Source organism: Caballeronia grimmiae, assembly GCF_000698555.1.
In the GTDB taxonomy this organism is placed as follows: domain Bacteria; phylum Pseudomonadota; class Gammaproteobacteria; order Burkholderiales; family Burkholderiaceae; genus Caballeronia; species Caballeronia grimmiae.
The window spans coordinates 350,733-376,040 of record NZ_JFHE01000001.1; the positions used below are offsets into that span (position 1 = coordinate 350,733).

General features: G+C 64.4%; 19 protein-coding genes. 9 read left to right on the forward strand and 10 right to left on the reverse strand.

Going from position 1 to position 25,308, the window contains the following annotated elements; translation table 11 throughout:
* The first annotated feature begins 31 nt into the window (after window positions 1-31).
* Genes BG57_RS01695 through BG57_RS01710 form a run of 4 tightly spaced genes read left to right on the forward strand, consistent with a single transcriptional unit; the run spans window position 32 to window position 5,254 of the window.
* Window positions 32-514 (forward strand): NAD(P)H-dependent oxidoreductase subunit E, encoded by a 483-nt coding sequence (locus BG57_RS01695; protein WP_035959696.1) that lies wholly within the window; start codon window positions 32-34, stop codon window positions 512-514.
* Complete coding sequence (locus BG57_RS01700; RefSeq protein ID WP_035959697.1) at window positions 511-2,067, forward strand: formate dehydrogenase beta subunit; 1,557 nt, start codon at window positions 511-513, stop codon at window positions 2,065-2,067. The genes BG57_RS01695 and BG57_RS01700 overlap by 4 nt, the downstream gene beginning before the upstream one ends.
* Window positions 2,068-2,077: 10 nt before the next feature.
* Complete coding sequence (gene fdhF / locus BG57_RS01705) at window positions 2,078-5,005, forward strand: formate dehydrogenase subunit alpha (RefSeq protein WP_035959698.1); 2,928 nt, start codon at window positions 2,078-2,080, stop codon at window positions 5,003-5,005.
* Window positions 5,006-5,008: 3 nt separating this feature from the next.
* Window positions 5,009-5,254, forward strand: a complete 246-nt coding sequence (locus BG57_RS01710; protein ID WP_035959700.1) for a formate dehydrogenase subunit delta — start codon at window positions 5,009-5,011, stop codon at window positions 5,252-5,254.
* Window positions 5,255-5,265: 11 nt separating this feature from the next.
* Here the strand turns inward: BG57_RS01710 and BG57_RS01715 are convergent, their stop codons facing one another.
* The 3 genes from BG57_RS01715 to BG57_RS01725 all read right to left on the reverse strand — a co-directional run bounded on the left by BG57_RS01715 (window position 5,266) and on the right by BG57_RS01725 (window position 9,305).
* Window positions 5,266-6,999, reverse strand: a complete 1,734-nt coding sequence (locus tag BG57_RS01715) for an FAD-dependent monooxygenase (RefSeq protein WP_052005556.1) — start codon at window positions 6,997-6,999, stop codon at window positions 5,266-5,268.
* A gap of 926 nt (window positions 7,000-7,925) precedes the next feature.
* On the reverse strand, window positions 7,926-8,930 hold the full coding sequence (locus BG57_RS01720; protein WP_035959701.1) for a cation diffusion facilitator family transporter: 1,005 nt from the start codon (window positions 8,928-8,930) through the stop codon (window positions 7,926-7,928).
* Between the two features lie 15 nt (window positions 8,931-8,945).
* On the reverse strand, window positions 8,946-9,305 hold the full coding sequence (locus BG57_RS01725) for an ArsR/SmtB family transcription factor (protein WP_229753904.1): 360 nt from the start codon (window positions 9,303-9,305) through the stop codon (window positions 8,946-8,948).
* A 116-nt stretch (window positions 9,306-9,421) separates the two neighbouring features.
* On the opposite strand from BG57_RS01725, the gene BG57_RS01730 reads away from it, so the two are divergent.
* On the forward strand, window positions 9,422-11,272 hold the full coding sequence (locus BG57_RS01730; protein ID WP_035959703.1) for a tetratricopeptide repeat protein: 1,851 nt from the start codon (window positions 9,422-9,424) through the stop codon (window positions 11,270-11,272).
* 91 nt (window positions 11,273-11,363) lie between these two features.
* Here the strand turns inward: BG57_RS01730 and tcuC are convergent, their stop codons facing one another.
* Entirely contained in the window at window positions 11,364-12,659 is a 1,296-nt protein-coding gene (gene tcuC / locus BG57_RS01735) for an MFS transporter (RefSeq protein ID WP_035959704.1), read from the reverse strand.
* 520 nt (window positions 12,660-13,179) lie between these two features.
* On the opposite strand from tcuC, the gene BG57_RS01740 reads away from it, so the two are divergent.
* Complete coding sequence (locus BG57_RS01740) at window positions 13,180-14,349, forward strand: hypothetical protein (RefSeq protein WP_035959705.1); 1,170 nt, start codon at window positions 13,180-13,182, stop codon at window positions 14,347-14,349.
* Between the two features lie 75 nt (window positions 14,350-14,424).
* Window positions 14,425-15,117, forward strand: coding sequence for a DUF2968 domain-containing protein (locus BG57_RS01745; protein WP_052005557.1), 693 nt, complete (start codon window positions 14,425-14,427; stop codon window positions 15,115-15,117).
* Window positions 15,118-15,200: 83 nt separating this feature from the next.
* On the opposite strand, the gene BG57_RS01750 is transcribed toward BG57_RS01745, so the two are convergent.
* The 5 genes from BG57_RS01750 to BG57_RS01770 form a co-directional block, all read right to left on the reverse strand.
* Window positions 15,201-16,646: a gamma-glutamyl-gamma-aminobutyrate hydrolase family protein gene (locus tag BG57_RS01750; RefSeq protein WP_035959870.1), complete on the reverse strand. Its 1,446-nt coding sequence runs from the start codon at window positions 16,644-16,646 to the stop codon at window positions 15,201-15,203.
* 117 nt (window positions 16,647-16,763) lie between these two features.
* Window positions 16,764-18,521 carry a cation:proton antiporter gene (locus BG57_RS01755; protein ID WP_035959706.1) on the reverse strand — a complete coding sequence of 586 codons (1,758 nt, stop codon included), beginning with the start codon at window positions 18,519-18,521 and terminating at the stop codon, window positions 16,764-16,766.
* Window positions 18,522-18,701: 180 nt separating this feature from the next.
* Window positions 18,702-19,040 (reverse strand): P-II family nitrogen regulator, encoded by a 339-nt coding sequence (glnK, locus tag BG57_RS01760; RefSeq protein ID WP_008342452.1) that lies wholly within the window; start codon window positions 19,038-19,040, stop codon window positions 18,702-18,704.
* A 117-nt stretch (window positions 19,041-19,157) separates the two neighbouring features.
* On the reverse strand, window positions 19,158-21,212 hold the full coding sequence (locus tag BG57_RS01765; protein ID WP_035959871.1) for an NAD(+) synthase: 2,055 nt from the start codon (window positions 21,210-21,212) through the stop codon (window positions 19,158-19,160).
* A 69-nt stretch (window positions 21,213-21,281) separates the two neighbouring features.
* Window positions 21,282-22,424 carry a GNAT family N-acetyltransferase gene (locus BG57_RS01770; RefSeq protein ID WP_035959872.1) on the reverse strand — a complete coding sequence of 381 codons (1,143 nt, stop codon included), beginning with the start codon at window positions 22,422-22,424 and terminating at the stop codon, window positions 21,282-21,284.
* A gap of 146 nt (window positions 22,425-22,570) precedes the next feature.
* Here BG57_RS01770 and BG57_RS01775 point away from each other — a divergent pair, with 146 nt between their 5' ends.
* Entirely contained in the window at window positions 22,571-22,870 is a 300-nt protein-coding gene (locus BG57_RS01775) for a GIY-YIG nuclease family protein (RefSeq protein ID WP_035959708.1), read from the forward strand.
* Between the two features lie 51 nt (window positions 22,871-22,921).
* Here the strand turns inward: BG57_RS01775 and ppa are convergent, their stop codons facing one another.
* Entirely contained in the window at window positions 22,922-23,449 is a 528-nt protein-coding gene (ppa, locus tag BG57_RS01780; protein WP_035959709.1) for an inorganic diphosphatase, read from the reverse strand.
* A gap of 412 nt (window positions 23,450-23,861) precedes the next feature.
* Here ppa and BG57_RS01785 point away from each other — a divergent pair, with 412 nt between their 5' ends.
* A complete protein-coding gene (locus BG57_RS01785; RefSeq protein WP_035959873.1) occupies window positions 23,862-25,301 on the forward strand; it encodes an aldehyde dehydrogenase family protein in 1,440 nt (479 codons plus the stop codon).
* The last annotated feature ends 7 nt before the right edge of the window (window positions 25,302-25,308 follow it).

The window sequence follows — 25,308 nt, forward strand, 5'->3', positions numbered from 1 at the left end:
AGAAAACATATGCCGAGTGTGGAGGAGCCCCATGAGACAACCGCTATCCGCCGTCGCCGCAGAGGAACTCGTGCGTCGCCATGCCGTGCAAGGCGCGACCCTGATGTCCATCCTGCACGCCATCCAGGACGAAACCGGCTTCGTGCCGCCGGAGACTGTCGAGCCGCTCGCGCGCGCCTTGTCGCTGTCGCGCGCCGAAGTTCACGGCACGATCACGTACTACCACCACTTCCGTTCCGAGCCGCCCGCGCGCGTTACCGTGCAATTGTGCCGCGCCGAGGCGTGCCGCAGCATGGGCACCGAGGCGCTGAAGGATCACATCGAAGGCCATACGGGCTGCCGCTTCGATAGCGGTCACGCCGAAGACACCGAACTCGAATCGGTCTACTGCCTCGGTCAGTGCGCGCTGTCGCCGTCGATGACGATCAACGGCGAGATTCACGCCAGGATGACGCCGCAGAAATTCGATCGCTTGTTCAGCGCGGCCAAGGACAAGACCGAGGTGACGGCATGACGCGCATCTATGTCCCCTGCGATTCCGCCGCGCTCGCGCTCGGCGCCGATCGCATCGCGCAGGCAATCGCGAATGAAGCGCAGACACGCGGCATCGACGTGCAGATCGTGCGTAACGGATCGCGCGGGCTGTTCTATCTGGAGCCGCTCGTCGAAGTCGAAACGGAGCAGGGACGCGTCGGTTACGCGAACGTCGATGAAGACGAAATCGCCGCCCTCTTCGATGCACGCTTTTACGAAGGCGCGGCCCATGCGAAGAACGTCGGCATCGTCGACGAGATTCCGTATCTGAAAAACCAGCAGCGTCTGACGTTCGCGCGCATCGGCATCACGGACCCGCTTTCGATTGACGATTACACCGCGCTCGGCGGCCTGCAAGGCTTGCGCAACGTGCTCGACATGAACGGCGACGCCGTCTGCGAAGCGCTCGTCGACTCGGGGCTGCGCGGGCGCGGCGGCGCGGCGTTTCCGGCGGGCATCAAGTGGAAGACCGTGCGCGCGGCGCTGGCCGGTCAGAAGTACATCGTCTGCAACGCGGATGAAGGCGATTCCGGCACGTTCTCCGACCGCCTCGTGATGGAGAGCGATCCGTACATGCTGATCGAAGGCATGATCATCGCGGGCGTGGCGACGGGTGCGACCAAGGGTTATATCTACGTGCGCAGCGAGTATCCGCATTCGATCACGACGCTCAATCGCGCGATCGACAAGGCGCGCGAAGCGGGATGGCTCGGCGCGAGCGTCCTCGGCACGTCGCATGCGTTCGATCTCTACGTGGCGAAAGGCGCGGGCTCGTATGTATGCGGCGAGGAAACCGCGCTGCTCGAATCGCTCGAGGGCAAGCGCGGCATCGTGCGCGCGAAGCCGCCGGTGCCGGCGCTCGTCGGTTTGTACGGCAAGCCGACGGTCATCAACAACGTCATTACGCTCGCGACGGTTCCGATCATCTTCGCGAAGGGCGCGGCCTTCTATCGCGATTACGGCATGGGCCGTTCGCGCGGCACGCTGCCGTTCCAGCTCGCGGGCAACGTGAAGCAAGGCGGTCTCGTCGAACTCGCGTTCGGCGTGACGCTGCGCGAACTCATCTACGACTACGGCGGCGGCACGGCAAGCGGCCGTCCCGCGCGCGCGGTGCAGGTGGGCGGTCCGCTCGGCACGTACCTGCCGGAAAGCCAGTGGGACATTCCGCTCGACTACGAAGCCTACGCGAAGGTCGGCGCGGTGGTGGGCCACGGCGGTCTCGTGATTCACGACGACACCTCGAACCTCGCCGAACTCGCGCAATACGCGATGCACTTCTGCGCCATCGAATCGTGCGGCAAGTGCACGCCCTGCCGCATCGGTTCCACGCGCGGCGAGGAAGTCATCGCGAAGATTCGCGACGGCGATACATCGGTGAGACAGATCACGCTGCTGCGCGAACTCTGCGACACGATGGTCGCAGGCTCCCTCTGCGCGATGGGCGGCATGACCCCGTTCCCGGTGCTGTCCGCGCTCGATCATTTCCCCGAAGACTTTGGCCTGCCGCATACGCCGGCGCAAAAAGCTGCCTGAGGATAACGCTATGTCCAACACCATCAACGGCTGCGGCTCCGGCAATTGCGCCTGCAAGAGCGCGGCTTCCGTGCAGCGCCGCGATCCCTTCGACGAAACCGACTACGGCACGCCGCTGCGTCACGCCGATGTCGACGTCACGCTCGAAATCGACGGGCAAAACGTGACGGTGCCGGCGGGCACGTCGGTGATGCGCGCGGCGATCGAAGCCGGCGTCAACGTGCCGAAGCTCTGCGCCACCGATTTGCTCGAACCGTGGGGCTCGTGCCGTCTGTGCCTCGTCGAGATCGAAGGCAAGCGCGGCTATCCGGCATCGTGCACGACGCCCGTCGAAGCGGGCATGAAAGTACGCACGCAAAGCGACAAGCTGCAATCCCTGCGCCGCAACGTGATGGAGCTTTATATCTCCGATCACCCGCTCGACTGCCTCACCTGCCCCGCCAACGGCGACTGCGAATTGCAGGACATGGCGGGCGTCGTGGGCCTGCGCGAAGTACGTTACGGCTACGAAGGCGCGAACCATCTGAAGGACAAGAAGGACGAGTCGAATCCGTACTTCACCTACGATCCTTCGAAGTGCATCGTCTGCAATCGCTGCGTGCGCGCCTGCGAGGAAACGCAAGGCACGTTCGCGCTGACCATCACCGGGCGCGGCTTCGAATCGCGTGTGGCGGCGAGCGAAAGCGTGCCGTTCATGGAATCGGAGTGCGTGTCGTGCGGCGCGTGCGTCGCCGCGTGCCCGACCGCGACGCTGCAGGAAAAGAGCGTCATCATGCTCGGCCAGCCGGAGCATTCGGTCGTGACGACGTGCGCGTACTGCGGCGTCGGCTGCTCGCTGAAAGCCGAGATGAAGGGCAACACCGTCGTGCGCATGGTGCCGAACAAGAACGGCCAGGCGAACGAAGGCCATGCGTGCGTGAAGGGCCGCTTCGCATGGGGCTATGCGACGCACAAGGACCGCATCACCAAGCCGATGATCCGCGCGAAGATTACCGATCCGTGGCGCGAAGTGTCGTGGGACGAAGCGATCAACTATGCGGCGAGCGAATTCCGCCGCATTCAGGAGAAGTACGGACGCGATTCGATCGGCGGCATCACGTCGTCGCGCTGCACGAACGAGGAAACCTATCTCGTGCAGAAGCTCGTGCGCGCCGCGTTCGGCAACAACAACGTGGACACGTGCGCCCGCGTCTGCCATTCGCCGACCGGCTACGGCCTGAAGGCCACGCTCGGCGAATCGGCGGGCACGCAGACGTTCGCATCGGTCGAGCAGGCGGATGTCATCGTCGTGATCGGCGCGAATCCGACGGACGGCCACCCGGTCTTCGCATCGCGCCTGAAGCGCCGCGTGCGTGAAGGCGCGACGCTGATCGTGATCGATCCGCGCCGCATCGATATCGTCGATACGCCGCACGTGAAGGCGTCGCATCATCTGGCGCTGCGGCCCGGCACGAACGTCGCGATGATCAATGCGCTCGCGCATGTGATCGTGACCGAGGGGCTCGTCGACGAACAGTTCGTCGCCGACCGATGCGAGCCGCGAGCGTTCCAGCAATGGCGCGACTTCGTCTCGCAAGCGGACAACTCGCCGGAAGCGATGGAAGCGATCACCGGCGTGCCCGCGCACCTGGTCCGCGAAGCCGCGCGCATCTACGCGACGGGCGGCAACGCGGCGATCTACTACGGCCTCGGCGTGACCGAACACGCGCAGGGCTCGACGATGGTAATGGGCATCGCGAACCTCGCGATGGCGACGGCCAACGTCGGCCGCGAAGGCGTCGGCGTGAATCCGCTGCGCGGGCAGAACAACGTGCAGGGCTCGTGCGACATGGGCTCGTTCCCGCACGAGTTGCCGGGGTATCGCCATATCGGCGACGCCGCGACGCGCGCCCTCTTCGAAGAAGCGTGGGACGTGAAGCTGCAGCCGGAGCCGGGCCTGCGCATTCCGAACATGTTCGATGCCGCCACGCACGGCACCTTCATGGGCCTCTATTGCCAGGGCGAGGACATCGTTCAGTCGGACCCGAACACGCAGCATGTCGCGGGCGCGCTGTCGGCGATGGAATGCATCGTCGTGCAGGACATCTTCCTGAACGAGACGGCGAAGTACGCGCACGTGCTGCTGCCGGGCTCGACCTTCCTCGAGAAGGACGGCACGTTCACGAACGCCGAGCGCCGCATTTCGCGCGTGCGCAAGGTGATGCCGCCGCTTGCCGGCTACGCCGACTGGGAAGTGACGATCAAGCTTTCCCGTGCGCTCGGTTACGAGATGAACTATGCGCATCCGTCCGAAATCATGGACGAAATCGCGCGTCTCACGCCGACCTTCCACGGCGTCTCTTTCGAGAAGCTCGACGAACTCGGCAGCATCCAGTGGCCGTGCAACGAGAAGGCGCCCGACGGCACGCCGACGATGCACATCGACGAATTCGTGCGCGGCAAGGGACGCTTCGTCATCACGAAGTTCGTCGCGACGCCGGAAAAGGTCACGCGCAAGTATCCGCTCCTGCTGACGACGGGGCGCATCCTGTCGCAATACAACGTCGGCGCGCAGACACGGCGCACGGAGAACTCGCGCTGGCACGACGAGGACCGGCTGGAGATTCATCCGCATGACGCGGAAGAGCGCGGCATCCGGACGGGCGACTGGGTCGGCATCGAATCGCGTGCGGGGCAGACCGTGCTGCGCGCGAAGATCACCGAGCGCATGCAGCCAGGCGTCGTCTACACCACGTTCCATTTCCCGGAATCGGGCGCGAACGTGATCACGACGGACTCGTCCGACTGGGCCACCAATTGTCCGGAGTACAAGGTGACCGCCGTGCAGGTCATGCCGGTGGAACAACCGTCGCAATGGCAGAAGGATTATTCGCGCTTCAACACGCAGCAGCTCGAACTGCTCAACATGCGCGACGTTGCGACTACTTCGGGGAAGTGATCTATGGACGTCGATAACCTGATCGAGATGGCGAACCGCATCGGGCAATTTTTCGATTCGATGCCGGATCGCGCCGAAGCCGTCGATAGCATCGCCGATCACATCCGCCGCTTCTGGGAGCCGCGCATGCGGCTTGCGATTCTCGCGGCGCTCGATGACGAACGGGCGATCGCAACGATGGAGCCGATCCTGCGCGAGGCGCTGACGCTGCACCGGGCCGATCTGCAACCGAAAGTCGCCACGGCCTGAGCGGGGACGCCTCAGTCTTCGGGATACTCGCTCACGCTACGTTGCGGGCTGCTCGGGCGCTCCTGTCCGAACCAAATTTCGCAATGACGCAGCAGCGCGTTGACATCGGACGGCACGCGTCCGCGTGCGGCGATGTAGCCGTCCGGTCGCACCAGATAGAACGCGGGGCGCGTGCGGCCGTAGTTGTCGGTGAGCGAGTGCGCATCGTCGCCGCTCGTATCGGTGATGCGCCAGATGCGCACCGCGTTCGCCAGGATCGCTTCGATGGATTGCGCGAGACCGTCGAGATCGGGATCGCGCATCGCGTGGGCCGGAGTGAGCGTCGCGGGAACGAGCGCGATGTCGTCGTCACCGGTCGGATTCACGAGCAGGAACAGCGAGAAGCAGCCGGGATCGTGCAGATCGTAGAGGCAGCCGACGCCGGGCAAGCGGCCGAGCGGCCCGTCGACGACATGCACGCGCGCATCGGGCGCGCGCTCGCCGGCGCGCGGGCCGCCATCGAGCAGACGCTCCAGCGTGAGCGGGCTCTTGCGATAGTTGATCGACAGTTCGCTGACGGTGCGCCGCATCGCGTCGCGCAAGGGTCCGATTGCCGCGAGCGCGGGCATCACGTGGTCGCGCATCAGCTTCATCGGACCGTGCTCGGCTTCGGCCATCTGCGTCAGGATACTGGTCTGGCGCAGCACGTCGCGTTCGATCGGATGCCGTTCGGCGTGGTAGGTATCGAGCAAACGGTCCGACGCGCCGCCGGCCAGCGCGCGCGCGATTTTCCAGCCGAGGTTGAGCGCTTCCTGAATGCCCGTGTTCATGCCCTGCGCGCCTGCGGGGCTGTGGACATGCGCGGCATCGCCCGCGAGGAAGATGCGTTCGACGCGCAGGCGGTCGACCATGCGGCTGTTCACGTGAAATGTCGATGACCACGTGAGACTCGAGAGCATCACGCGATGATGCACGCGCCGCTCGACGAGCGCCCGGCATTCGTCGAGTGTCGGACCGGGCTTCAGCTCATCGGCTTTCGTTGCGACGCCGGCGGCGGGCAGGTCCGCGATCAGGCGTGCGCGGCCATCGCCCATCGGAAAGAGCGCGGCGAGGCCTTCGCCGGACGCGAAGATGTGGAACTCGTCGTCGGGCCAGTCGGAATCGGCTTGCAGGTCGGCGAGCAGAAAGGTTTGATCGAAGGTCTTGCCATCGAAGCCGACGTCGAGCCGGTGCCGCACGGAACTGTGCGCGCCGTCGGCTGCGATCATGTACGAGGGGCGCAGGGTTTCGTCGCGGCCGTTGGGATGCCGCAGCGTCGCTTGTATGCCGGCGGAGCCTTGCGTGAAGTCGGTCAGTTCGATGCCGCGTTCGATGTTCACGCCTGCTTCGTGCAGATGTTCGGCGAGGAGGCGTTCGGTTTCCGATTGCGCGAGAAAGAGCAGATAGGGATAGCGTGTCTGGAGCGGATCGAAGTCGAGCCGCGCGAGGCGCTGACCGTTGGAGTACAGATTGGCGACGCGGGCGCGGTGTCCGGCTTCGAGAAACCCATTGACGATGCGATGCTGTTCGAACAGTTCGAGCGTGCGGGCCTGGATGCCGATGGCGCGTGAATAGGGCGAAGGCTGACGCGCTTTGTCGATGATGCGAACGGGGATGTGCGCCCGTGTGAGGCTCATCGCGGCGGCGAGACCGGTCGGGCCCGCGCCGACGATCAGGACCGGCGCAACGTCGAGTTTGTCGTTGGGGTTCAGCTTGTACGCGTACATGCTGGTGGCTCCGCTTTCCCTGCGTTCGGGTTAGTGTACGCTGGTTGGTCTTTGTGGTTCGCACGGGGCGTTTCTTGTTGCGTGGAGCTTGTTTTCGTGTCGGTCTGTTAGTGCGCCCCTCCCCGGGGCGGGGGTCACTTTCTTGGCTGTCGACCAGAGTTGGCGCTTTAGCGCCTTACTAGTCCCATGCAAAGAAAGTAACCAAAGAAAGCAGCTTTTTTTCGAACCGCACGAAGCACTAACTTGCGTGGCCACTTCGTAGAACATCGGTGGCACTCAGCTTGAAAGAGCCCTGAATCACCTTCCGCGCCCGCTGACTACTAACGTCCTCCGAGCCCCTTGGCTCGTCAACACCAGTAGGGCAACCAGCGCCGCGCGCAATCAAAGCTGATCGAACGTTTGAACTTAGAACAGTAATAGGCACGGCGGCAGGGTCACGCAGCGAACACCGTCTAGAACGCGGGAATAGCCTTGTAAGAACTCGCAGGATCGAGCGCCGTTCGGCAGCGCAGTGCGCTTATCGCGAGCGTCGCGCGACTGAAGCGGTGCAATCAGCAACTGAGCGGAACTTGAACGGCAGAAGCCTAGTAAGCGGCTCTCGAAGGGATCGGGTCGGCCTTCAAGTTGTAGCGTGACGCTGTGCCTAGCGATGGTTTTGTCGAGCCAAGGGGCTCGGAGGACGTTAGTTGTCAGCGGGCGCGGAAGGTGATTCAAGGCTCTTTCAAGCTGAGTGCCACCGATGTTCTACGAAGTGACCACACAACTTAGTCCATCGTGCGGTTCGAAAAAAAGCTGCTTTCTTTGGTTACTTTCTTTGCAGCGGCAAAGAAAGTGACCCCCGCCCCGGGGAGGGGCGCACTAATAAACCGACACGAAAAACCGAAGAATAAAAAAACCGCCCGCCCGCGCAAGGGCAAAAAGACCGTTCACCGCCGATCCAGACTACACCCCGTAAAAGCATCCCCAAAATCGACCTGCAAAGTAGCGTGATGCATGGAATACTCGCGCCGAAGCGTCGCAACGACGCCTTGCAGGAACGCATCCCCCGGATGCCCTTGCGGCATGACCAAATGCACGGTAAGCGCATTTTCGGTAGTAGAAAGCGCCCAGACATGAAGATCATGCACCGCCCGCACCCCGGGCAACGCAGTTAGATAATCCTGAATAACCGCAGTATCGACCCCCGGCGGCACGGCGGCCATCGCGAGCCGCATCGCATCGCGCCCCAGCCCCCACGTGCCGTAAAGAATGACGCCCACCACGATGATGCTCATCGCCGGATCGATCCAGTACCATCCCGTGTAAAGAATGACGAGCCCGCTCACCGCGACGGCCGCGGAAATCGCCGCATCCGCGGCCATATGCAGGAACGCACCGCGAACGTTGAGGTCCTCCTTGCTCCCCCGCATGAAAAGCCATGCGGAAAATCCGTTGCCGACAAGGCCCAGCATCGCGACGATGAACACATCGAATCCCGCAACCGGCGCGGGATTCAAAAGACGCTGCACCGCTTCGAGCACGATCGCACCGCACGCAAAAAGCAGCAGCGCGGCATTGGCAAGCGACGCGAGTATCGACGAACTCCCGAGGCCGAACGTATAACGCGCACTCGGCCGCCGCGCGCCGAGCCACACCGCGCCCCACGCAAGCAGAAGACCGAGGACATCCGAAAGATTGTGGCCCGCATCCGCGAGCAAGGCAGTCGAATGCGCAATCACGCCATAAACGGCCTGCACGATCACGATCACCACATTGAGCCCGACGGCAATCGCGAAGGTGCGCCCCTGCCCCGCCTGCGGCGCATGATGATGATGATGGTGGTGATGCCCGCCGGCCTCATGACCATGGGCGTGCCCGGCATGATCCGCGTGGCCCGCATGATCGGCGTGATCGTGCGCGTGGGAATGATCGTGATGCGAATGCGTACTCATCGGCTTGCTCTTGTTTCAGTCGGTCGAGTCGATATCGGTGGCGTCGTGGTGCGGCTCGGCCACGTGCTCCAGCAGTTCTCCCAGCATCGAACTGATATGGCGGTCCGCCGCGACGTAGAAGACCTGCTTGCCCTGCCGCTCCGCCCGCACGATGCGCGCCGCGCGCAACAGGCGCAAGTGATGGCTCACGAGCGATCCCGACAAACCCAGCGATTCCGCAATCGCCCCGACCGCGCGCCTGCGCTCGACGCAGGCCAGCACGATGCGCAGCCGCGTCGGATCGCCAAGCAAACGGAACAGGTCCGCAAGCGGCACCACGCGATCATCGGAAGTCGCCGAATCGGAGACAGGAACAGAGGACGCCACGGATATCATTAACATATGAATAGGTGTTCACATGTTAAGTATCATCGGGACAACGTGTCAACCGTAGATTCGGAAGCCCTGCCTGCCGATGTGGGAAAATGCGTGGTTTGCAACATTCCTCCGTCATGGACACCGTATTTGCCCGCGGCTTCGCGGCCCATCGTGACGGCCGCCTGACCGATGCGGAACGCGACTATCAAGCCGCGCTCGCCGCCGAACCCGCCCACGTCGAAGCGCTGCACTACCTCGGCGTGCTGCGCCATCAACAGGGGCAGCACGAGGAAGCGGCTGCGCTCGTCGGCCGCGCCGTCGATCTGCGCCCCACCGATGCCGCCCTGCAACTGAACCTCGGTAACGCGCTGAAGGCGCTCGGCCGTATCGACGACGCCATCGAGCGTTTCCGCAACGCGCTCACGCTCGCGCCCGGCTTCGCGCTCGCGCAGTACAACCTCGGCAACGCCTACACGGCGATAGGCCGGCACGAAGACGCCGCCGACGCCTTCGAGAAAGCCCTTCGCGCCCAGCCGAACGATGCCGCCGCCTGGAACAACTTCGGCAACGCGCTCTCTTCGCTTTCCCGCTACGAGGACGCCGCCCGCGCCTTTCGCCGCGCGATCGCGCTGCGGCCGCGTCACGCGGGCGCGCACAACAACCTCGGCATGGCGCTGAACGCGCTCGGCGACCCGATGGGCGCGATCGCGCATTTTCGCGCCGCGATCGACGCGGAACCGGACTACGTCGCCGCGCACTTCAACCTCGGCAATCTGCTAGATGCCCGCGCGCAAGCGGAAGAAGCGCTGCCCCGCTTCCACAAGGTGATCAGCCTGCAGCCGCGTTTCGCGCCGGGGCACTTCGGCCTCGGCCATGCGCTCGCCAGGCTGAATCGCCATGAGGAAGCCGTGCTGTCGTATGAACGGGCAGTCGGGCTCGATCCGAAATACGGCGTCGCGTGGCTGTGTCTCGGCAATTCGCATCTCGCGCTCACCGCCCACGCCGCCGCCATCCGCGCATTCGACGAAGCGTTGCGTCTCGATCCGCAAATGCCCGCCGCGCATCTCAATCGCGGTCTTGCGCTGCTCGCGACGGGCGACTACGAGCGCGGCCTCCCCGCCTACGAATGGCGTTTGCAGACGCCCGGCAGCGAACCCGCGCCGCCGCTGCCGCGCTGGTCGGGCGAGCCGCTGCCGGGCCGAACGCTGCGCGTGCGCGCGGAACAGGGTTTCGGCGATACGCTGCAGTTCATGCGCTTCGCGGCTTTTGCGGCGAAGCGCGTCGGCAAGCTCGTGCTCGAAGTGCAGCCGGCGCTCGTGCCGCTGCTCGCGCCGGCGGCGCGCGCGGCTCGCATCGAACTGAAACGCCGGACCGACGAACCCGCGACCGGCGCCGATGCTTTCTGTCCGCTGCTGAGTCTGCCGCTTGCGCTCGGCATGACATCGCTGGAGACGATTCCGGCGCGCGCGCCGTATATCGTCGTGCCGGCCGACTATCGCCGAAAATGGCGCGGCTCGCTCGGCGGTCAGCAGAAGCGCAAGATCGGCATCGCGTGGTCCGGGCGGCTGCAGCCGGGCGAAACACGCTCCGCGCCGCTCGACGCGCTCGCGCAGCTGTTCGCGCTCGAGGGCATCGACTGGATCGTGCTGCAGCCCTTCCTCACCGACGACGAACGCTCTGCGCTCGTCGCGCATCCGCGTGCGCGCACCATTCATCGCCTCGAAGGGCGGCTCGAGAATTTCGCGGATACCGGCGCGATCGTCGATCGGCTGGATGCGGTCGTATCGGTCGATACCTCCGTCGCGCACCTGGCCGGCGCGCTCAACAAACCCGTCTGGGTGATGCTGCCCTTCGCGGCCGACTGGCGCTGGGGCGTCGATAGTCGACGAACGGCGTGGTATCCGAGCGCGCGCCTCGTGCGGCAGCGCGCGCCGGGCGACTGGGCGAGCGTCGTGGAAGAAGTCGCCGACGCCTTGCGCGCCTGAACGCCGATACTGAAAAGCCCCTCGCTCAGACTGACGCGAGGGGCTTTTTGCATTCGCATCCGCATGCAAATCCATGCGATGCGGTGTGAACTCAGGCGGTCTTGTACTGGTTCCGCGCTTCCGGTGAACGGTATAGCACGAGCGTGGCGATCAACCCGCAGATCGCCGCGAGGCCCATCCAGAGGCCGGGCGCGGCCTTGTTGCCGGTCCCGTGGATCAGCGCAGTCGAGATGGCGGGCGTGAAACCGCCGATGGTCGTCGCGAGGCTATAGGCCATCGAGAAACCGGTGGTGCGGACATCGACCGGCATGACTTCGGTCAGCGCCACGACCATCGCGCCGTTATAGCTGCCGTACAGGAACGACAGCCACAGTTCGACCATCAGCAGACGCCCGAACGACGGTTCCGCGACGAGCCACTGCACCGCCGGATACGACGTGAGAATCGTCAGGATGGTGAAAAACAGCAGCACCGGACGGCGGCCGATGCGATCCGACACCGCGCCCATCACCGGCAGCCAGACCAGATTCGAGAGGCCGACGCAGACCGTCACGACGAGCGCATCGATGGCGCTGAGCTTCAGCACTTCCTTGCCGAAGGTCGGCGTGTAGGCGGTAATCATGTAAAACGAGACGGTCGTCATGATGACCATCCCCATGCCCGCCAGCACGACGCCCCAGTTCTGAGCGATGGAGCGCGCGATCTCACCCATGCTCGGGCGATGCTTCCTGGCGAGGAACTCGTCCGTCTCGCGCAGCGAGCGGCGGACGATGAACAGGAACGGTACGATCAGGCAGCCGATCAGGAACGGCACGCGCCAGCCCCACGCGGTCATCTGCTCGGGCGGCAGCAGGCGGTTCATCATCACGCCGATGAGCGCCGCGAACACGACGGCCACCTGCTGGCTGCCCGACTGCCACGCGCAATAGAAGCCCTTGTTGCCGCGCGTCGCGATTTCGGAGAGATAGACCGATACTCCGCCCAGTTCGACACCCGCCGAAAAGCCCTGCAGCAGCCGCCCCGACAACACGATGATCGGTGCGAGCGCGCCGATGGTCGCGTAGCCCGGCACGAGCGCGACGAGCGCAGTGCCGACCGCCATCAGCGCGAGCGTGAGGATCAGCCCCTTGCGCCGGCCGTGATGATCGATGTACGCACCGAGCACGATCGCGCCGACTGGCCGCATCAGAAAGCCCGCGCCGAACACGGACAACGCGAGCATCAGCGAGGCGAAGTCGTTGTCGCTCGGGAAATAGGTCTTGGCGATCGCCGAAGCGTAGTAGCCGTAGACCATGAAGTCGTACATCTCAAGAAAGTTTCCGCTGACGACGCGAAATACGGTCTTGGCCTTGGATTCGTTGGCAGGTGCCAGGTGGGTCGTGGACATGAGACTTTCTCTAAGCGGGGCTCATGGCGTCCGTTGCGGTACGGGACAAAAGGACGCAAGAGCCGGCGCGGTTTTCCTAGGGTTTACCCTTTACATTTGTTCATGAATGTGGGCAATCGGAATATTACCGCCTGCCGGCGAAACATTGCACGCAACCTCGCTCAACTCCGCTCAATTAACATTAAATTACGCTTTCTTTATACTGTCCTTTCGCATACGTTGTACTTTCGGACTGTCAAACAGCGAAGCTAGCCGCCAGCCGGCCAAACGGCGAAAACCGCGCAAACGCCCGACCAGCATACGAGCGCGGTTTCGTCAATCAGTGATCCTATAAAAATCTTTCTTTCGGAGAAATCCGGTCGCGGGGCGTCCGGGCGTTCCGTATCATCGCGGCTCAACTTTGGCTTCTCGCTCGACGCCCCGTCACGCCGCCCATGCCGCGCACCGCGGCCCGCGACCCGTGACGGGGCTTTGGGCGCGGCTCCGGTCTCGCGCCTGGACCCATGCATCTGGAATCTTCATGACCGAACCTCTGATCGATATCGAAGGCAAGCTGCGCCTGCCGGCGCTTCGCGCACTCGCCGGTCCGTCACTGATGTTCGGTCGCGAATGGTCGCCCTGGCGGTCGCGCCCTATTCGCTCGGAGTCCGAATTCGCGATCGCGGCAGCGCTCTTTCGGACGGCTTACGTCGACGCGCTGGGCCTTCGCGATGGCAACGCGCCTTACCGCGCCGCCAACATCTGGGGCATGCTGACTGAAGGCCGCATTCGTCAAAAGATGCTGCATCTGATGCAGGCGGCGGACGCGCCGGCGAACCCCGCCGTTCAACAACCCGCAGAGCCGGTCCGCGTTCCGCTTGCCGTGAGCGCACCTGCGGCTGCGTCGGCTGTGCACGACCGTTACGCGTTCCTCGCGAAGCCGATGACGGGAGCCATTGCGCTCGCGTGCGCTGCGCTGATCGTGTGGCTGTTGTTCGGTCGCGGGCATCATCCGGTGAACGAGGAACCCGAAGGCACCATCGCGGCAGTCCGGGCGATCGATACGCCGAAGCCGATGGCGGCATCGCAAGTCACCGTGCCTGTAAGCGTCGCTGCAAGCTCGGACTCGTCGACATCGCACGCCGAAGCGAGCGCGATCCCGAGCCCGGCGCGAGTTGAGGCTGAGAGCGCGCCACAGCCGGCGGCAACCCCGGCGCAGGCTCGAACCGAGACGCATATCCGGACGACCCGCCAGGCCAAGGCTGCGAACCCCGAAGCGCAGGCCAGCGTCAGCAGCGTGACCGTCCATCGCGCCAAGCCGCCGAAGGCAGCATCGCCGGATCACGCCAGCACCAAGCCACGAAACGGCGCGAGCACTGTGCACGAAGCTCGCGCGCCGTCGTCGGCGGTTTCCACGCGGGCGCAGATGCACGCGCCAACGCGCGGCGCGGCGGCGAAACCGGAGAAACGCGCATCACACACGACCGTCGCCCGAGGCGCGCGCAGGAGCACCGTCGGCGAGGATTACGCCGTCGTCGCTAACCCGGCGCCGAAGGTCTCGGCAGCGCGGCGGGCCTATTCCGGACAAGTCGCACAGGAAAGCGCCCGTCCGCGCCCGCAGCCGCCCGTCGCGATGAACGTCGAAGCGCTCTACTCGCTCCTTCAGCACAACCCGACGCTCGACAGCAACGCCCCGGCACCCAGGCGGTAGGCGCACGACGCCCGCGCGAAACAAGCCGTGGCCCGCCTTCGACGCCCGTTCAACCTTATCGGCATGACGCCAACAATGAAGCACTCACGTCTTATCCTTATCGCGACGCTCGCCGTCGCTCTGTCATTCGTCGCGGCTTTCACGAATGCGTCCGCCGCGCCTGCCGCGAAGGCGGAACAGGCCGCGCCGTCGGCCCCGCCCGTGGAGGACTTGTCCGGCCTGCAGGCCGATGGATCGTCGAACGTCTCCGGCAATCTCGCGGAACTCCAGGACATGATCCAGGCCGGGCGCGTGAACGAACTGCGCGCGACCCGCAACGCGAGCTATGGCGCAAAGCTCTATTTCCTGCCGCAAGAGATGCTCTACTACGTCGCGCTTCAGCAGGAGACGCGCTTGTGGCGTGTAGTCAAGACACAGGACGAAACGCGCGCCGAATCGGTGTATTCGCAGTTCGCCCGCAAGACCTTCGAACTCGCGGACGGTGAGATTCGCCGCACGCGCTTGCAGGCGCAGACGGCGCTGCTGGAACGTGTGATCGCGGTATCGTCGAATCGGGCAAGCCGCCTGTCCGCCGATCTCGCGCTTGCGCAGCAGCAGGACAGCCAGGTCTCCGAGCGTCAACAGAAGCTGCAAGCCGAGTCGGCTTCGCTCCAGGGCGACAAGCTCGAAGCGGAACGCAAGCTGCACGCATTGCAGCAGCAGGTCGATCAGCTTCAGCGCGCAACGGAAGCCGGCATCACGCCGGTGACGGTGACGCCAGCGCGCTAAGGCCCGCGCAAAGCAGATCGCCGGAAAGCACAAGGCCCGCTCGAAGCGGGCCTTTTCGTTTGTGGCTCACCGCTCACGCGCGCCTAGAAACGCGTCTCCCGCGCGACACGCAGGAACGTATCGAGCAAGGGCGTGCAATCGAGCAACTCCTCGCCGCCCGCGCGATGAAACTCCGGATGCCACTGCACGCCGACGACGAACGGCGCCTTGCGATACCGCACCGCCTCGATGATCCCGTCCGACGACGACACCGCCTCGATGTTCAGATCGCGCCCGAGCGTTTTCACCGCCTGATGGTGGATCGAGTTGACGATCGCCTCACGCTGATGCGGGAACATGTTGACGAGCGACGAGCCATCCGGGAAGCGGATCGAATGGCGATGCTGGTCGTAGTGCTCGCTGACGTGCAGGCCGGCCGTGGGCACATCGGTGGCGATATCGCCGTAAAGCGTGCCGCCGAACGCCACGTTGATGAGCTGGCAGCCACGGCACACGCCGAGCACCGGCTTGCCCGACTCGACGAACTCGTGCAGCAGTTCCAGTTCGTACATGTCGCGCACGCGGTCGCCGGGCCATTCGGGACGGGTCGTCGCTTCCTCGTAGGACTGCGGCGACACGTCCGCGCCGCCTTGCAGCAGCAGCCCGTCCAGATGCTTCGCGTAATCGCGCAGACGGATGTTGCTCGGATGCAGCATCCCCTGATGACCGACCGTCGGGATCATGAACACGAGCACGTCGCGCGACATGACCCAGTGCGCGATCGATTCCTCCAGATACTGCAGCGTCTTGCCGCGCAAGCCCCGCGCGCCCGGCTCCGGATGAAAGATCCGCGCCGACACACCGATGCGCAAGGTCCGCTGCGTGATGCGCTGCCCCGCCCGGTCGAAGATCTGCCGCGCGCGCGCCGCGATGATCCGCCCGAACACGGACCACGCCGAATCGGAATTCTTGAGATAGGCCGGCGGCGCGGAAGGCGCGTCCGCCATGTGCTGCGGCGGATTGAGCTTGCTGAAATCGGGCGGCAGAACGTGGGCGTTGACCTGCGTGTCCACGTCCGCCGCAGCCGAGCCTTGAGCTTCGGTGGCAGCTTCCGCTTCGGCTTCGGCCTCGGCTTCGGTGGCGGCTTCGAGGTTCTGCGCGAGGCTTGCCTTCGCGTCGACCGGCTCGACGCGCGCCGGATGTCTGGCGCGGACGGCGGCCTCTTGGGAGGCGGTCGCGCTTGCCGCATTGGAGCGGGCTTCGCGAGCGGACTGCTGCGCGTCGTCGCGGCGCGCGGCGGCGGTATCGACGGGTTCGACGGCCGATGCGCTCGCAGGCGAATCCGTCGATGCGCGCTGCGTCGCGCTGACCGGAGGCGATGTCGAAGCCGCGGGCGATGCGCTGTCGCGCGAGCCGCCGGCGGCGGAAGCATCCGCGCCGCCGCGCCGGGCTTCGGCGGCGCGACTGGCGGCGTCCCCGGCGGCATTGCCTGCGCGGGTCTCGTTATTGGCGGTGTTGCCTGAGTCGTTGGACGTTTTGTTTTCGCTCATCCCGATTTCAGGCGCGCGCGGCGCCACGAAAGAAAAAGAGAAGTCGATTATCCGCCCATCGAACCGCACGACGCAAACCAGCACACATTTGCTCACATCTGCATCAATGCGCGCGCCTCAATGATCGCGCGTTTCCTCCATCGTCTCGCGCAACGCGATCTGCATCGTCGCGTGGATTTTCACGCACCAGCGCCATAACACCGTCAGCAGCAGCGCCGCGCACAGCAGCACGCCGATCATCAGGCCGAACGGCGGAAGGATGCCGCCCGACAGCGCCGCGACGAGCAGGAAGACGCCGAACATCGCGACGATCGGAATCAGGCCGGAAATCGCCGTGCGGATCGCCCTTGTGAAGCGCCCTGCTTTCGCGGGCTGCACGCTGACTTCCGCGAGCAACAGCGCGAGCGACTCGAGCTTGCGATACACCGCCACCAGAAACGGCAGCGCGACGACAAGCGCGGCGCTCCACAGCACGACGCGTTGCGCATTGTCGGTGTCGAGCCAGCGCGACAGATACTGCGATGCGAACGGCGCCGAATACGACGCTCCGAGGAAGATCGCGGCGACGAGCGCGAGATTGACGGCGATCTGCAGCACGATGCGCCGCGTCATCGAGAAGAGCGTCGCGCCGCCCGTGGCCGGCGTCAGGCTCGCGAGCCATTGCGAATAGAGCCCGAACGTGTTCGCGAGCGGCGCGGGCATGGCGCGGGCGAGGCGCAGCGTCAGCGGATCGGCGGCGCGCATCAGATACGGCGTGAACAGCGTGGTCAGCGCGGAGACGGCGACCGCGATCGGATAGAGAAAGCCGCTCGTCACTTTCAGCGACAAGCCGAGCGACGCGATGATGAACGAGAACTCGCCGATCTGCGCGACGCTCATGCCGACGCGCATCGACGTGCGTCCATCCTTGCCCGCGAGGAAGGTGCCGAGCCCGCACGACACGATCTTGCCGAGCACCACCGCGACCGTGATGACCGCGATCGGCCATGCGTAATCGACGAGGACCGTCGGATTGAGCAGCAGCCCGATCGTTACGAAGAAGATCGCGGAGAACATGTCGCGCAACGGCGCGATCAGATGTTCGATGCGCGCAAGATGCTTCGATTCCGCCATGATCGCACCGATCAGGAACGCCCCGAGCGCGATCGAATAATCGAGCTTCACGACGAGCAGGCAGAAGCCGAAGCAAAAGCCGAGCACCGTGACGAGCAGCATCTCGTCGCTCTTTGCGCGCGCGACGTAATTGAGCGCGCGCGGCACGGTCAGAATGCCGACGACGAGCGATACCGTCATGAAGAGCAGCAGCTTGCCGAGCGTCACGACGGCGATGCCCGCGCTCACCGAGCCCGTCTGCGCGATGCCCGACAGCAGCACGAGCATCGCGATGGCGAGAATATCTTCGACGATCAGCATGCCGAACACGAGTTGCGCGAAGCTCTCGCGCTTCATGCCGAGCTCGGACAGCGCCTTCACGATGATCGTCGTCGACGAGATGGCGAGCATCGCGCCGAGAAAGAGCGAGTCCATCGCGTTCCAGCCGAACCATCGGCCGATCTCGAAGCCGATCCAGATCATCAGCACGATTTCGGAGAGCGCCGCGACCAGCGCCGTCGCGCCGACGCGAAACAGCTTGCGCAGACTGAATTCGAGCCCGAGCGAGAACATCAAGAAGACGACGCCTATTTCGCCGAGCGTCTGGATGGTCGCTTCGTCGTTGATGAGTTGAAACGGCGGCGTGTACGGCCCGATGATGACGCCCGCCACGATATAGCCCAGCACGACCGGCTGCCGCAAGCGATGAAACAGCACCGTCACGACGCCCGCGATGGCCATGATGACGGCGAGATCCTGAATGAAGCCTATCGCGTGGTGCATCGACAGTTTCCTTACAAAAATATTATTCGAGCCGATGTTACAGCACGATGATCCGTTGCGGCCTGGAGGAATACGGAACGGCGAGACGCGCATCGAACCGGTGCATGCGATGCGGAAGCGGAAAGAACAAGCCCGCTCGGGCGAGCGGGCTGCGATGCGGCGAAGGTCGACGCGCGGCGATCAGACCGCTGCTTCGTTTTCCTCGCCGGTGCGAATGCGGATGACGCGCTCCACGTCCGCGACGAAAATCTTGCCGTCGCCGATCTTGCCGGTGCGCGCCGCGCCGATGATCGCGTCGATGACCTGATCGGTCTGATCGTTCGCGACGACCACTTCGATCTTCACCTTCGGCAGGAAGTCCACCACATATTCTGCACCACGATAGAGTTCGGTATGCCCTTTCTGGCGGCCGAAGCCCTTCACTTCCGTGACCGTGAGCCCCGTCAGACCGACTTCGGCGAGCGCTTCGCGAACTTCGTCGAGCTTGAACGGTTTGATGATGGCGGTGATGCGTTTCATGGCGTGCCTCGCTTCGGAGTCAGGAGTTCAGAGAAGGGGCGTCACTCTCGTGACGGATGCTTTCGATTCTAGTCGCGTTTGATGGTGCCGGCGGTTCGGTAAACCGCGAGATGAACGTCACTCCGTCTCGGGAATCCGTTCCAGATCCTTGAGCCACACGGTGGCTTGCGAATCGCTCGGGGCGCGCCAGTCGCCACGCGGCGACAGTGAGCCGCCCGATCCCACCTTCGGTGCATTCGGGATGCAGGAACGCTTGAACTGACTCGTGCGGAAAAACCGGTCCAGAAAGATGCGCAGGTTCTTGCGGATATCCACGAGCCCGTATTGATTGCGCGCGACGTTCGGGTCTTCCGGCCAGTCGCCGGCATCGCGGTCGCGCCAGGCCGCATGCGCAAGGAACGCAACCTTCGACGGCGCGAAGCCGAAGCGGATCGTGTAGTACAGGTTGAAGTCCTGAAGCTCGTACGGCCCGATGACGCTTTCCGTCTTCTGTTCCAGCGCCCCGCTCGCCTTGCCGGGGATGAGCTCCGGGCTGATATCGGTGCTCAGGATATGTTCGAGCACGTCGGTACCGGCATCGCCGATTGCGCCCGACTCCGCGACCCAGCGCACCAGATGCGTGATGAGCGTCTTCGGCACGCTGGCGTTCACGTTGTAGTGCGACATGTGATCGCCGACGCCATACGTGCACCATCCGAGCGCAAGTTCGCTCAGATCGCCGGTGCCGATGACAATCGCGTTATGAAGATTGGCCAGCCTGAAGAGATGACTCGTGCGCTCGCCAGCCTGCACGTTCTCATACGTGATGTCGTATTGCTCGTTGTCTTCGCTGTGCGGATGGCCGATGTCCGCGAGCATCTGCGTGCAGCTCGGCCGAATGTCGATTTCCTCCGCGGTGCAGCCGATCACCTGCATCAGTTCGCGCGCCTGTCGAAGCGTGCGGTCGCTGGTGGCGAAGCCGGGCATCGTATAGGCGAGGATGTTGGCGCGCGGCAAGCCGAGCCGGTCCATCGCCTTGGCGCACACAAGAAGTGCATGCGTCGAATCGAGCCCGCCCGATACGCCAATCACGACCTTCGATATCCCCGACGACCGCAGCCGCTGCAACAGCGCCTGGACCTGAATGTTGTAGACCTCGTTGCATCGTGCGTCGCGGCGCGTGCGATCGGCCGGAACGTACGGGAAGCGCGCGACGCGACGCTCCAGCGGCAAAGCGCCTTCGACCGGCGCCGCCAGCGAAAACTCGACGACGGTGAACTTCGCGACTTCATCGGCATGGCGCGCGGTGGATCGCCCGAAGGTGGTCTGCTTCATGCGCTCGCGCGAGAGGCGTTCGAGATCGACATCGGCATAGATCACATGCGATTCGCCCGCGAACCGCTCGGACTCCGCGAGCATCTCGCCGTTCTCGTAGATGAGGCCCTGCCCGTCCCATGCGAGATCGGTGGTCGACTCACCCTCGCCCGCCGACGTGTAGAGATACGCGGCCACGCAACGCGCGGACTGCTGCCCGACGAGCTGATGCCGATACGCCGACTTCCCCACGACGATATTCGACGCCGACAGATTCACGAGCACTGTCGCACCCGCGAGCGCCGCGAACGACGAAGGCGGGATCGGCACCCACACGTCCTCGCATATTTCGACATGGAACCGGAAGAGCGGCAGGTCCTTGAACTGGAACAGCAGCGATGCGCCGAACGGCACTTGCTGGCCGCAGAGCGCGAGCGTGTTCGTGGTGGCCGCATCGGCGGGGCTGAATTGACGCGCTTCGTAGAACTCGCCGTAGTTCGGCAGATAGCTCTTCGGCACGACGCCGCGAATCACGCCATCGGCCACCACCACCGCGCAATTGAAGAGCTTGTGCTCCGCGCGCACCGGCAGGCCGACGATCATCGCGATCTTCAATCCCTTCGACGCCTCGACGATGCTGCCGAGCGCATCCTCGCAGGCATCGAGCAAGGCTCTCTGATGGAAGAGATCGTCGCACGTATAGGCGGACAGGCCGAGCTCAGGAAACGCGACGAGCACCGCACCGCGGGCGGCTGCCTGCCTTGCGAGCTTGATGGTCTCTTCGGCGTTGAACGCGGGATCGGCCACCTTGCAGTTCGGAATGGCGACAGCGACGCGCGCGAAATCATGACTGTATAAATTGAAGAAGTTCTTGCTCATGTTCATCGTTGCCTGCGCGGGGTGTGTCGGACGAAAAGCGAAGCGTCGAAACGATTATCGCATGTGACCCTAAGCCTTTTTTCTGAACGGCGTATGCGCTTCCAGTTCTTCGATATGCTCGTTCATCGCGGTGGTTTCGGCATCCAGAAACTCGCTGATTGCGTGCGCGAAGCGTTGATCCGCGATCCAGTGCGCGGACCATGTCGGCGTTGGCAGAAGACCGCGCGACATCTTGTGCACGCCCTGCGCGCCGCCTTCGAAACGTGCGAGCTTGTGTTCGATGCAATACGCGATGCCCTGCATGTAGCACGTCTCGAAGTGCAGCCCCGAGATGAACTCGCGCGTGCCCCAGTAGCGGCCATACATCGTGTCGCCGCCGATCATGTTGAGCGCGCACGCGAGCCGCTCGCCGTCCGCTTCGGCGATCACGAGCAGCATGCTGTCGGGGGCATCGGCGTGAATCTGGCCGAAGAACTCGCGCGACAGATACGGCGCATTCCAGTGCTCGCGATACGTGTTGTCGTAGCAGTTGTAGAAGAAGTCGAGCGCGCTCTGGTCTATGTCCGCGCCACGCAGCCACGTGTAGCTCACGCCCGCTTCCATCACGCGACGCCGGTCCTGCTTTACCTTCTTGCGCTTGTCGTGGCTCATCGTTGCGAGGAAGGCGTCGAAGTTCGCGTAGCCGTCGCCGGGCAGGTTCTCCCAGTGGAACTGCACGCCTTCGCGCAGCATGTAGCCGGCGTCCGTCAGCGCATCGATGTCCTGGGCGTGCGGAAACAGCACGTGCAGCGAGGAGATATCGAGCCGGCGCGTCAGTTCGATCGCCCCCCGCGCGAGCAGCACGCGATCCTCATGCTCCGCCGCAATGAGGCGCGGTCCCGTCACCGGCGAAAACGGCACTGCGGACACGGCCTTCGGGTAATAGCGCAAGCCATGGCGCTCGAAGGCGTCGGCCCAGGCGTGATCGAAGACGTATTCCCCGCGCGAATGCGACTTGAGATAGAGCGGCATCGCGCCCGCAAAATCGCCGCCGCGCCGCAGAACGAGATGATGCGCGCGCCAGCCTGTGCGCTTGACCGCGCAATGCGTGTCCTGCAACGCCCGAAGAAAGCCGTGCCGCACGAAAGGATTGTCGCCGGCGAGGCGATTCCAGTCGTCCGCCGGGATATCGTCGAGCGTATCGACCACGTGAATTTCGACTTCGCGATTCAACAGGCTACCTCGCTGTGTGACCGATGAGCGCGTCATGCGCGAAGCGGCTATTCTCGCGCAAGTCGATAAAAGGCGTCGGCATGGGCCGACGGCGCGGTCATCGGCGATAATGCGCGGCAATTCCTTGCCCTTGCCGATACGACGCGATGCCGTGGTTTCTCTATCTGATCGAATGTGCCGACGGAAGTCTGTACACCGGCATCGCCACCGATGTCGATGCGCGTTTCGCCGCGCACGCAAGCGGCAAGGGCGCGCGTTATACGCGCACGAGAAAGCCGGTCAGAGTGATGGCGTCGTTCGAAGTGTCCGGGCGCTCCGAGGCGTCGCGCGCCGAGTATTGGGTCAAGCGCCTGCCGGTACAGCAAAAGCGCGCGTTGATTGCGGGCGAACGAACGCTTGCATCCGTGCTGCCCCGGACAGAAGCCGAAGCAAGCGAAGAAAAATAAAACGCCGCCGCGTCGAAGCACGCGGCGGCGTCTCTTAACGATGAAGCGCGCTTACTTCTTGTAGTTTGCGACGCCTTCGGTGATTTCCTTGTGCGCGGCGTCGATGCCCGCCCAGCCTTCCACCTTCACCCACTTGCCCTTTTCGAGCGCCTTGTATTGCTCGAAGAAGTGCTTGATCTGATCCTTCAGGTATTCGGGCACGTCGTCGATCGACTTGATGTTCGCCGTCATCGGGCAGATTTTGTCGTGCGGCACGGCGATCAGCTTAGCGTCGACGCCGGATTCATCGGTCATCTGCAGCATGCCGAGCGCACGTGCGCGCACGACCGAGCCTGCGAGCAGCGGGAACGGCGTGATGACGAGCACGTCGACAGGATCGCCGTCGCCCGACAGCGTCTGCGGGATGAAGCCGTAGTTCGCCGGATAGCGCATGCCGGTGCCGATGAAGCGATCGACGACGAGCAGGCCCATGTCCTTGTCCGCTTCGTATTTGACCGGATCGCTCTGTGCGGGAATTTCGATAATGACGTTGAAATCCTGCGGAAGGTCCTTACCGGGAGGTACGTTGTTGAAGCTCATGAGCGCTCTCTGGAGAAGTTGGTACGGGAAGCAGGCGACGCGTGAAACGCCGGCGCAGCGAGGTGAAACACTTCAGGCATTATAGCCAAAGGAGCCTGCCGGACCGGGGCTGCGTGGCGCGCCGTGCTGGACGATGGCGGACGATCGCAAGGGCCGTTTGCATGACCGATCGGCCCCGCAGCGTCCGGAACGCGGCGCGCCGTTTGGCCTTCCCCGAACAACGGCGCGCGGCGCGGCGATGCGGCGCGTTTCAGGCGTTCGCCGGAATGCAATTATAGTCAGGGGCTGCTGCGCAAAGACCGCTGGCCGCGTCATGCGCCTTGCAGACACGTCGACGTCGCATTCCGTGCGACCGGCCCCTTACGCGGCATCGCATGGCTGTTTTATGTTCGAACAGACCCAGGAGACACGCATGGAAGAAGGCAAGCATTTCATCGGCAACCGGTGGACCGCGCCGTCGAGCGGAGAAACGATTCCGGTCGTCGATCCATCGGATGGGCAGGTGTTCTCGCAGATCGCACGCGGCACGAGCGCCGATATCGACCGCGCCGTGAGCGCCGCCCGCGCCGCTTATGACGGCGCATGGGGCGCGACGAGCGCCGCCGACCGCGGGCGCATCCTCGCGCGGCTTTCGATGCTGATCGCCGCGTGTCACGAGGACATCGCGCAGATCGAGGCGCGCGACACCGGCAAGCCGCTCACGCAGGCGCGCGCCGACGCGGCGGGCATCGCACGATACTTCGAGTTCTATGCGGGCGCCGCCGACAAGCTGCACGGCGAGACGCTGCCGTACCAGTCCGGCTTCACCGTGCTCACGATCCGCGAGCCGCATGGCGTGACCGGGCATATCGTGCCGTGGAACTATCCGCTGCAAATCTTCGGGCGCAGCGTCGGCGCGGCGCTGGCCGCGGGCAACGCGTGCGTCGTCAAGCCGGCGGAGGACGCGTGCCTTTCGCTGCTGCGCATCGCGGAACTGGCCGCCGAGGCGGGATTGCCGGAAGGCGCGCTAAACATCGTCACCGGCTACGGATACGAAGCGGGCGCGGCGCTCGCGCGTCATCCTGGCATCGATCACATTTCGTTCACCGGCTCACCGATGACGGGCGCCGCCGTCACGAAGATGGCCGCCGACAATCACGTGCCCGTCACGCTCGAACTGGGCGGCAAGTCCCCGCAAATCGTGTTCGCCGATGCCGACTTCGACGCCGCGCTGCCCGTGCTCGTCGCGGCGATCGTGCAGAACGCGGGGCAGACGTGTTCGGCGGGCAGCCGCGTGCTGATCGAGCGTGCGGCTTACGAGCCGCTCATCGAGCGGCTGTCGGAGGCGTTCGCGGCGCTGAAGGTCGGCCCGAGCAGACTCGATCTGGACTGCGGCCCGCTCATCAGCGCGAAGCAGCAGCAGCGCGTGTGGGACTTTCTCTCCGATGCGCAGCACGACGGCATCGCGATGGCCGCGCATGGCGAAGTCGTCACCGAAGCGCCGGAAGCGGGCTTCTATCAGGCGCCGACGCTCTTGCGCGACGTGCCGCGCACGCATCGGCTCGCGCGCGAGGAAGTGTTCGGCCCGGTGCTCGCCGTGATGCCCTTCGACGATGAAGCCGACGCATTGAAGCTCGCCAACGACACCAACTACGGCCTCGTCGCGGGCATCTGGACGCGCGACGGCGCGCGGCAGATGCGGCTTGCGCGGCGCGTGCGTTCGGGCCAGGTGTTCATCAACAACTATGGCGCGGGCGGCGGCGTCGAATTGCCGTTCGGCGGCGTCAAGCATTCGGGACACGGACGCGAGAAGGGCTTCGAGGCGCTTTATGGCTTCACGACGCTCAAGACCATTGCAATCAAGCACGGCTGACGCATAG

Coding starts and splice junctions, on each gene's coding strand:
- BG57_RS01695 (WP_035959696.1), top strand. CDS start 32: ATGAGACAACCGCTATCCGCCGTCGCCGCAGAGGAACTCGTGCGTCGC.
- BG57_RS01700 (WP_035959697.1), top strand. CDS start 511: ATGACGCGCATCTATGTCCCCTGCGATTCCGCCGCGCTCGCGCTCGGC.
- fdhF (WP_035959698.1), top strand. CDS start 2,078: ATGTCCAACACCATCAACGGCTGCGGCTCCGGCAATTGCGCCTGCAAG.
- BG57_RS01710 (WP_035959700.1), top strand. CDS start 5,009: ATGGACGTCGATAACCTGATCGAGATGGCGAACCGCATCGGGCAATTT.
- BG57_RS01715 (WP_052005556.1), bottom strand. CDS start 6,999: ATGTACGCGTACAAGCTGAACCCCAACGACAAACTCGACGTTGCGCCG.
- BG57_RS01720 (WP_035959701.1), bottom strand. CDS start 8,930: ATGAGTACGCATTCGCATCACGATCATTCCCACGCGCACGATCACGCC.
- BG57_RS01725 (WP_229753904.1), bottom strand. CDS start 9,305: ATGATATCCGTGGCGTCCTCTGTTCCTGTCTCCGATTCGGCGACTTCC.
- BG57_RS01730 (WP_035959703.1), top strand. CDS start 9,422: ATGGACACCGTATTTGCCCGCGGCTTCGCGGCCCATCGTGACGGCCGC.
- tcuC (WP_035959704.1), bottom strand. CDS start 12,659: ATGTCCACGACCCACCTGGCACCTGCCAACGAATCCAAGGCCAAGACC.
- BG57_RS01740 (WP_035959705.1), top strand. CDS start 13,180: ATGACCGAACCTCTGATCGATATCGAAGGCAAGCTGCGCCTGCCGGCG.
- BG57_RS01745 (WP_052005557.1), top strand. CDS start 14,425: ATGAAGCACTCACGTCTTATCCTTATCGCGACGCTCGCCGTCGCTCTG.
- BG57_RS01750 (WP_035959870.1), bottom strand. CDS start 16,646: ATGAGCGAAAACAAAACGTCCAACGACTCAGGCAACACCGCCAATAAC.
- BG57_RS01755 (WP_035959706.1), bottom strand. CDS start 18,521: ATGCACCACGCGATAGGCTTCATTCAGGATCTCGCCGTCATCATGGCC.
- glnK (WP_008342452.1), bottom strand. CDS start 19,040: ATGAAACGCATCACCGCCATCATCAAACCGTTCAAGCTCGACGAAGTT.
- BG57_RS01765 (WP_035959871.1), bottom strand. CDS start 21,212: ATGAGCAAGAACTTCTTCAATTTATACAGTCATGATTTCGCGCGCGTC.
- BG57_RS01775 (WP_035959708.1), top strand. CDS start 22,571: ATGCCGTGGTTTCTCTATCTGATCGAATGTGCCGACGGAAGTCTGTAC.
- ppa (WP_035959709.1), bottom strand. CDS start 23,449: ATGAGCTTCAACAACGTACCTCCCGGTAAGGACCTTCCGCAGGATTTC.
- BG57_RS01785 (WP_035959873.1), top strand. CDS start 23,862: ATGGAAGAAGGCAAGCATTTCATCGGCAACCGGTGGACCGCGCCGTCG.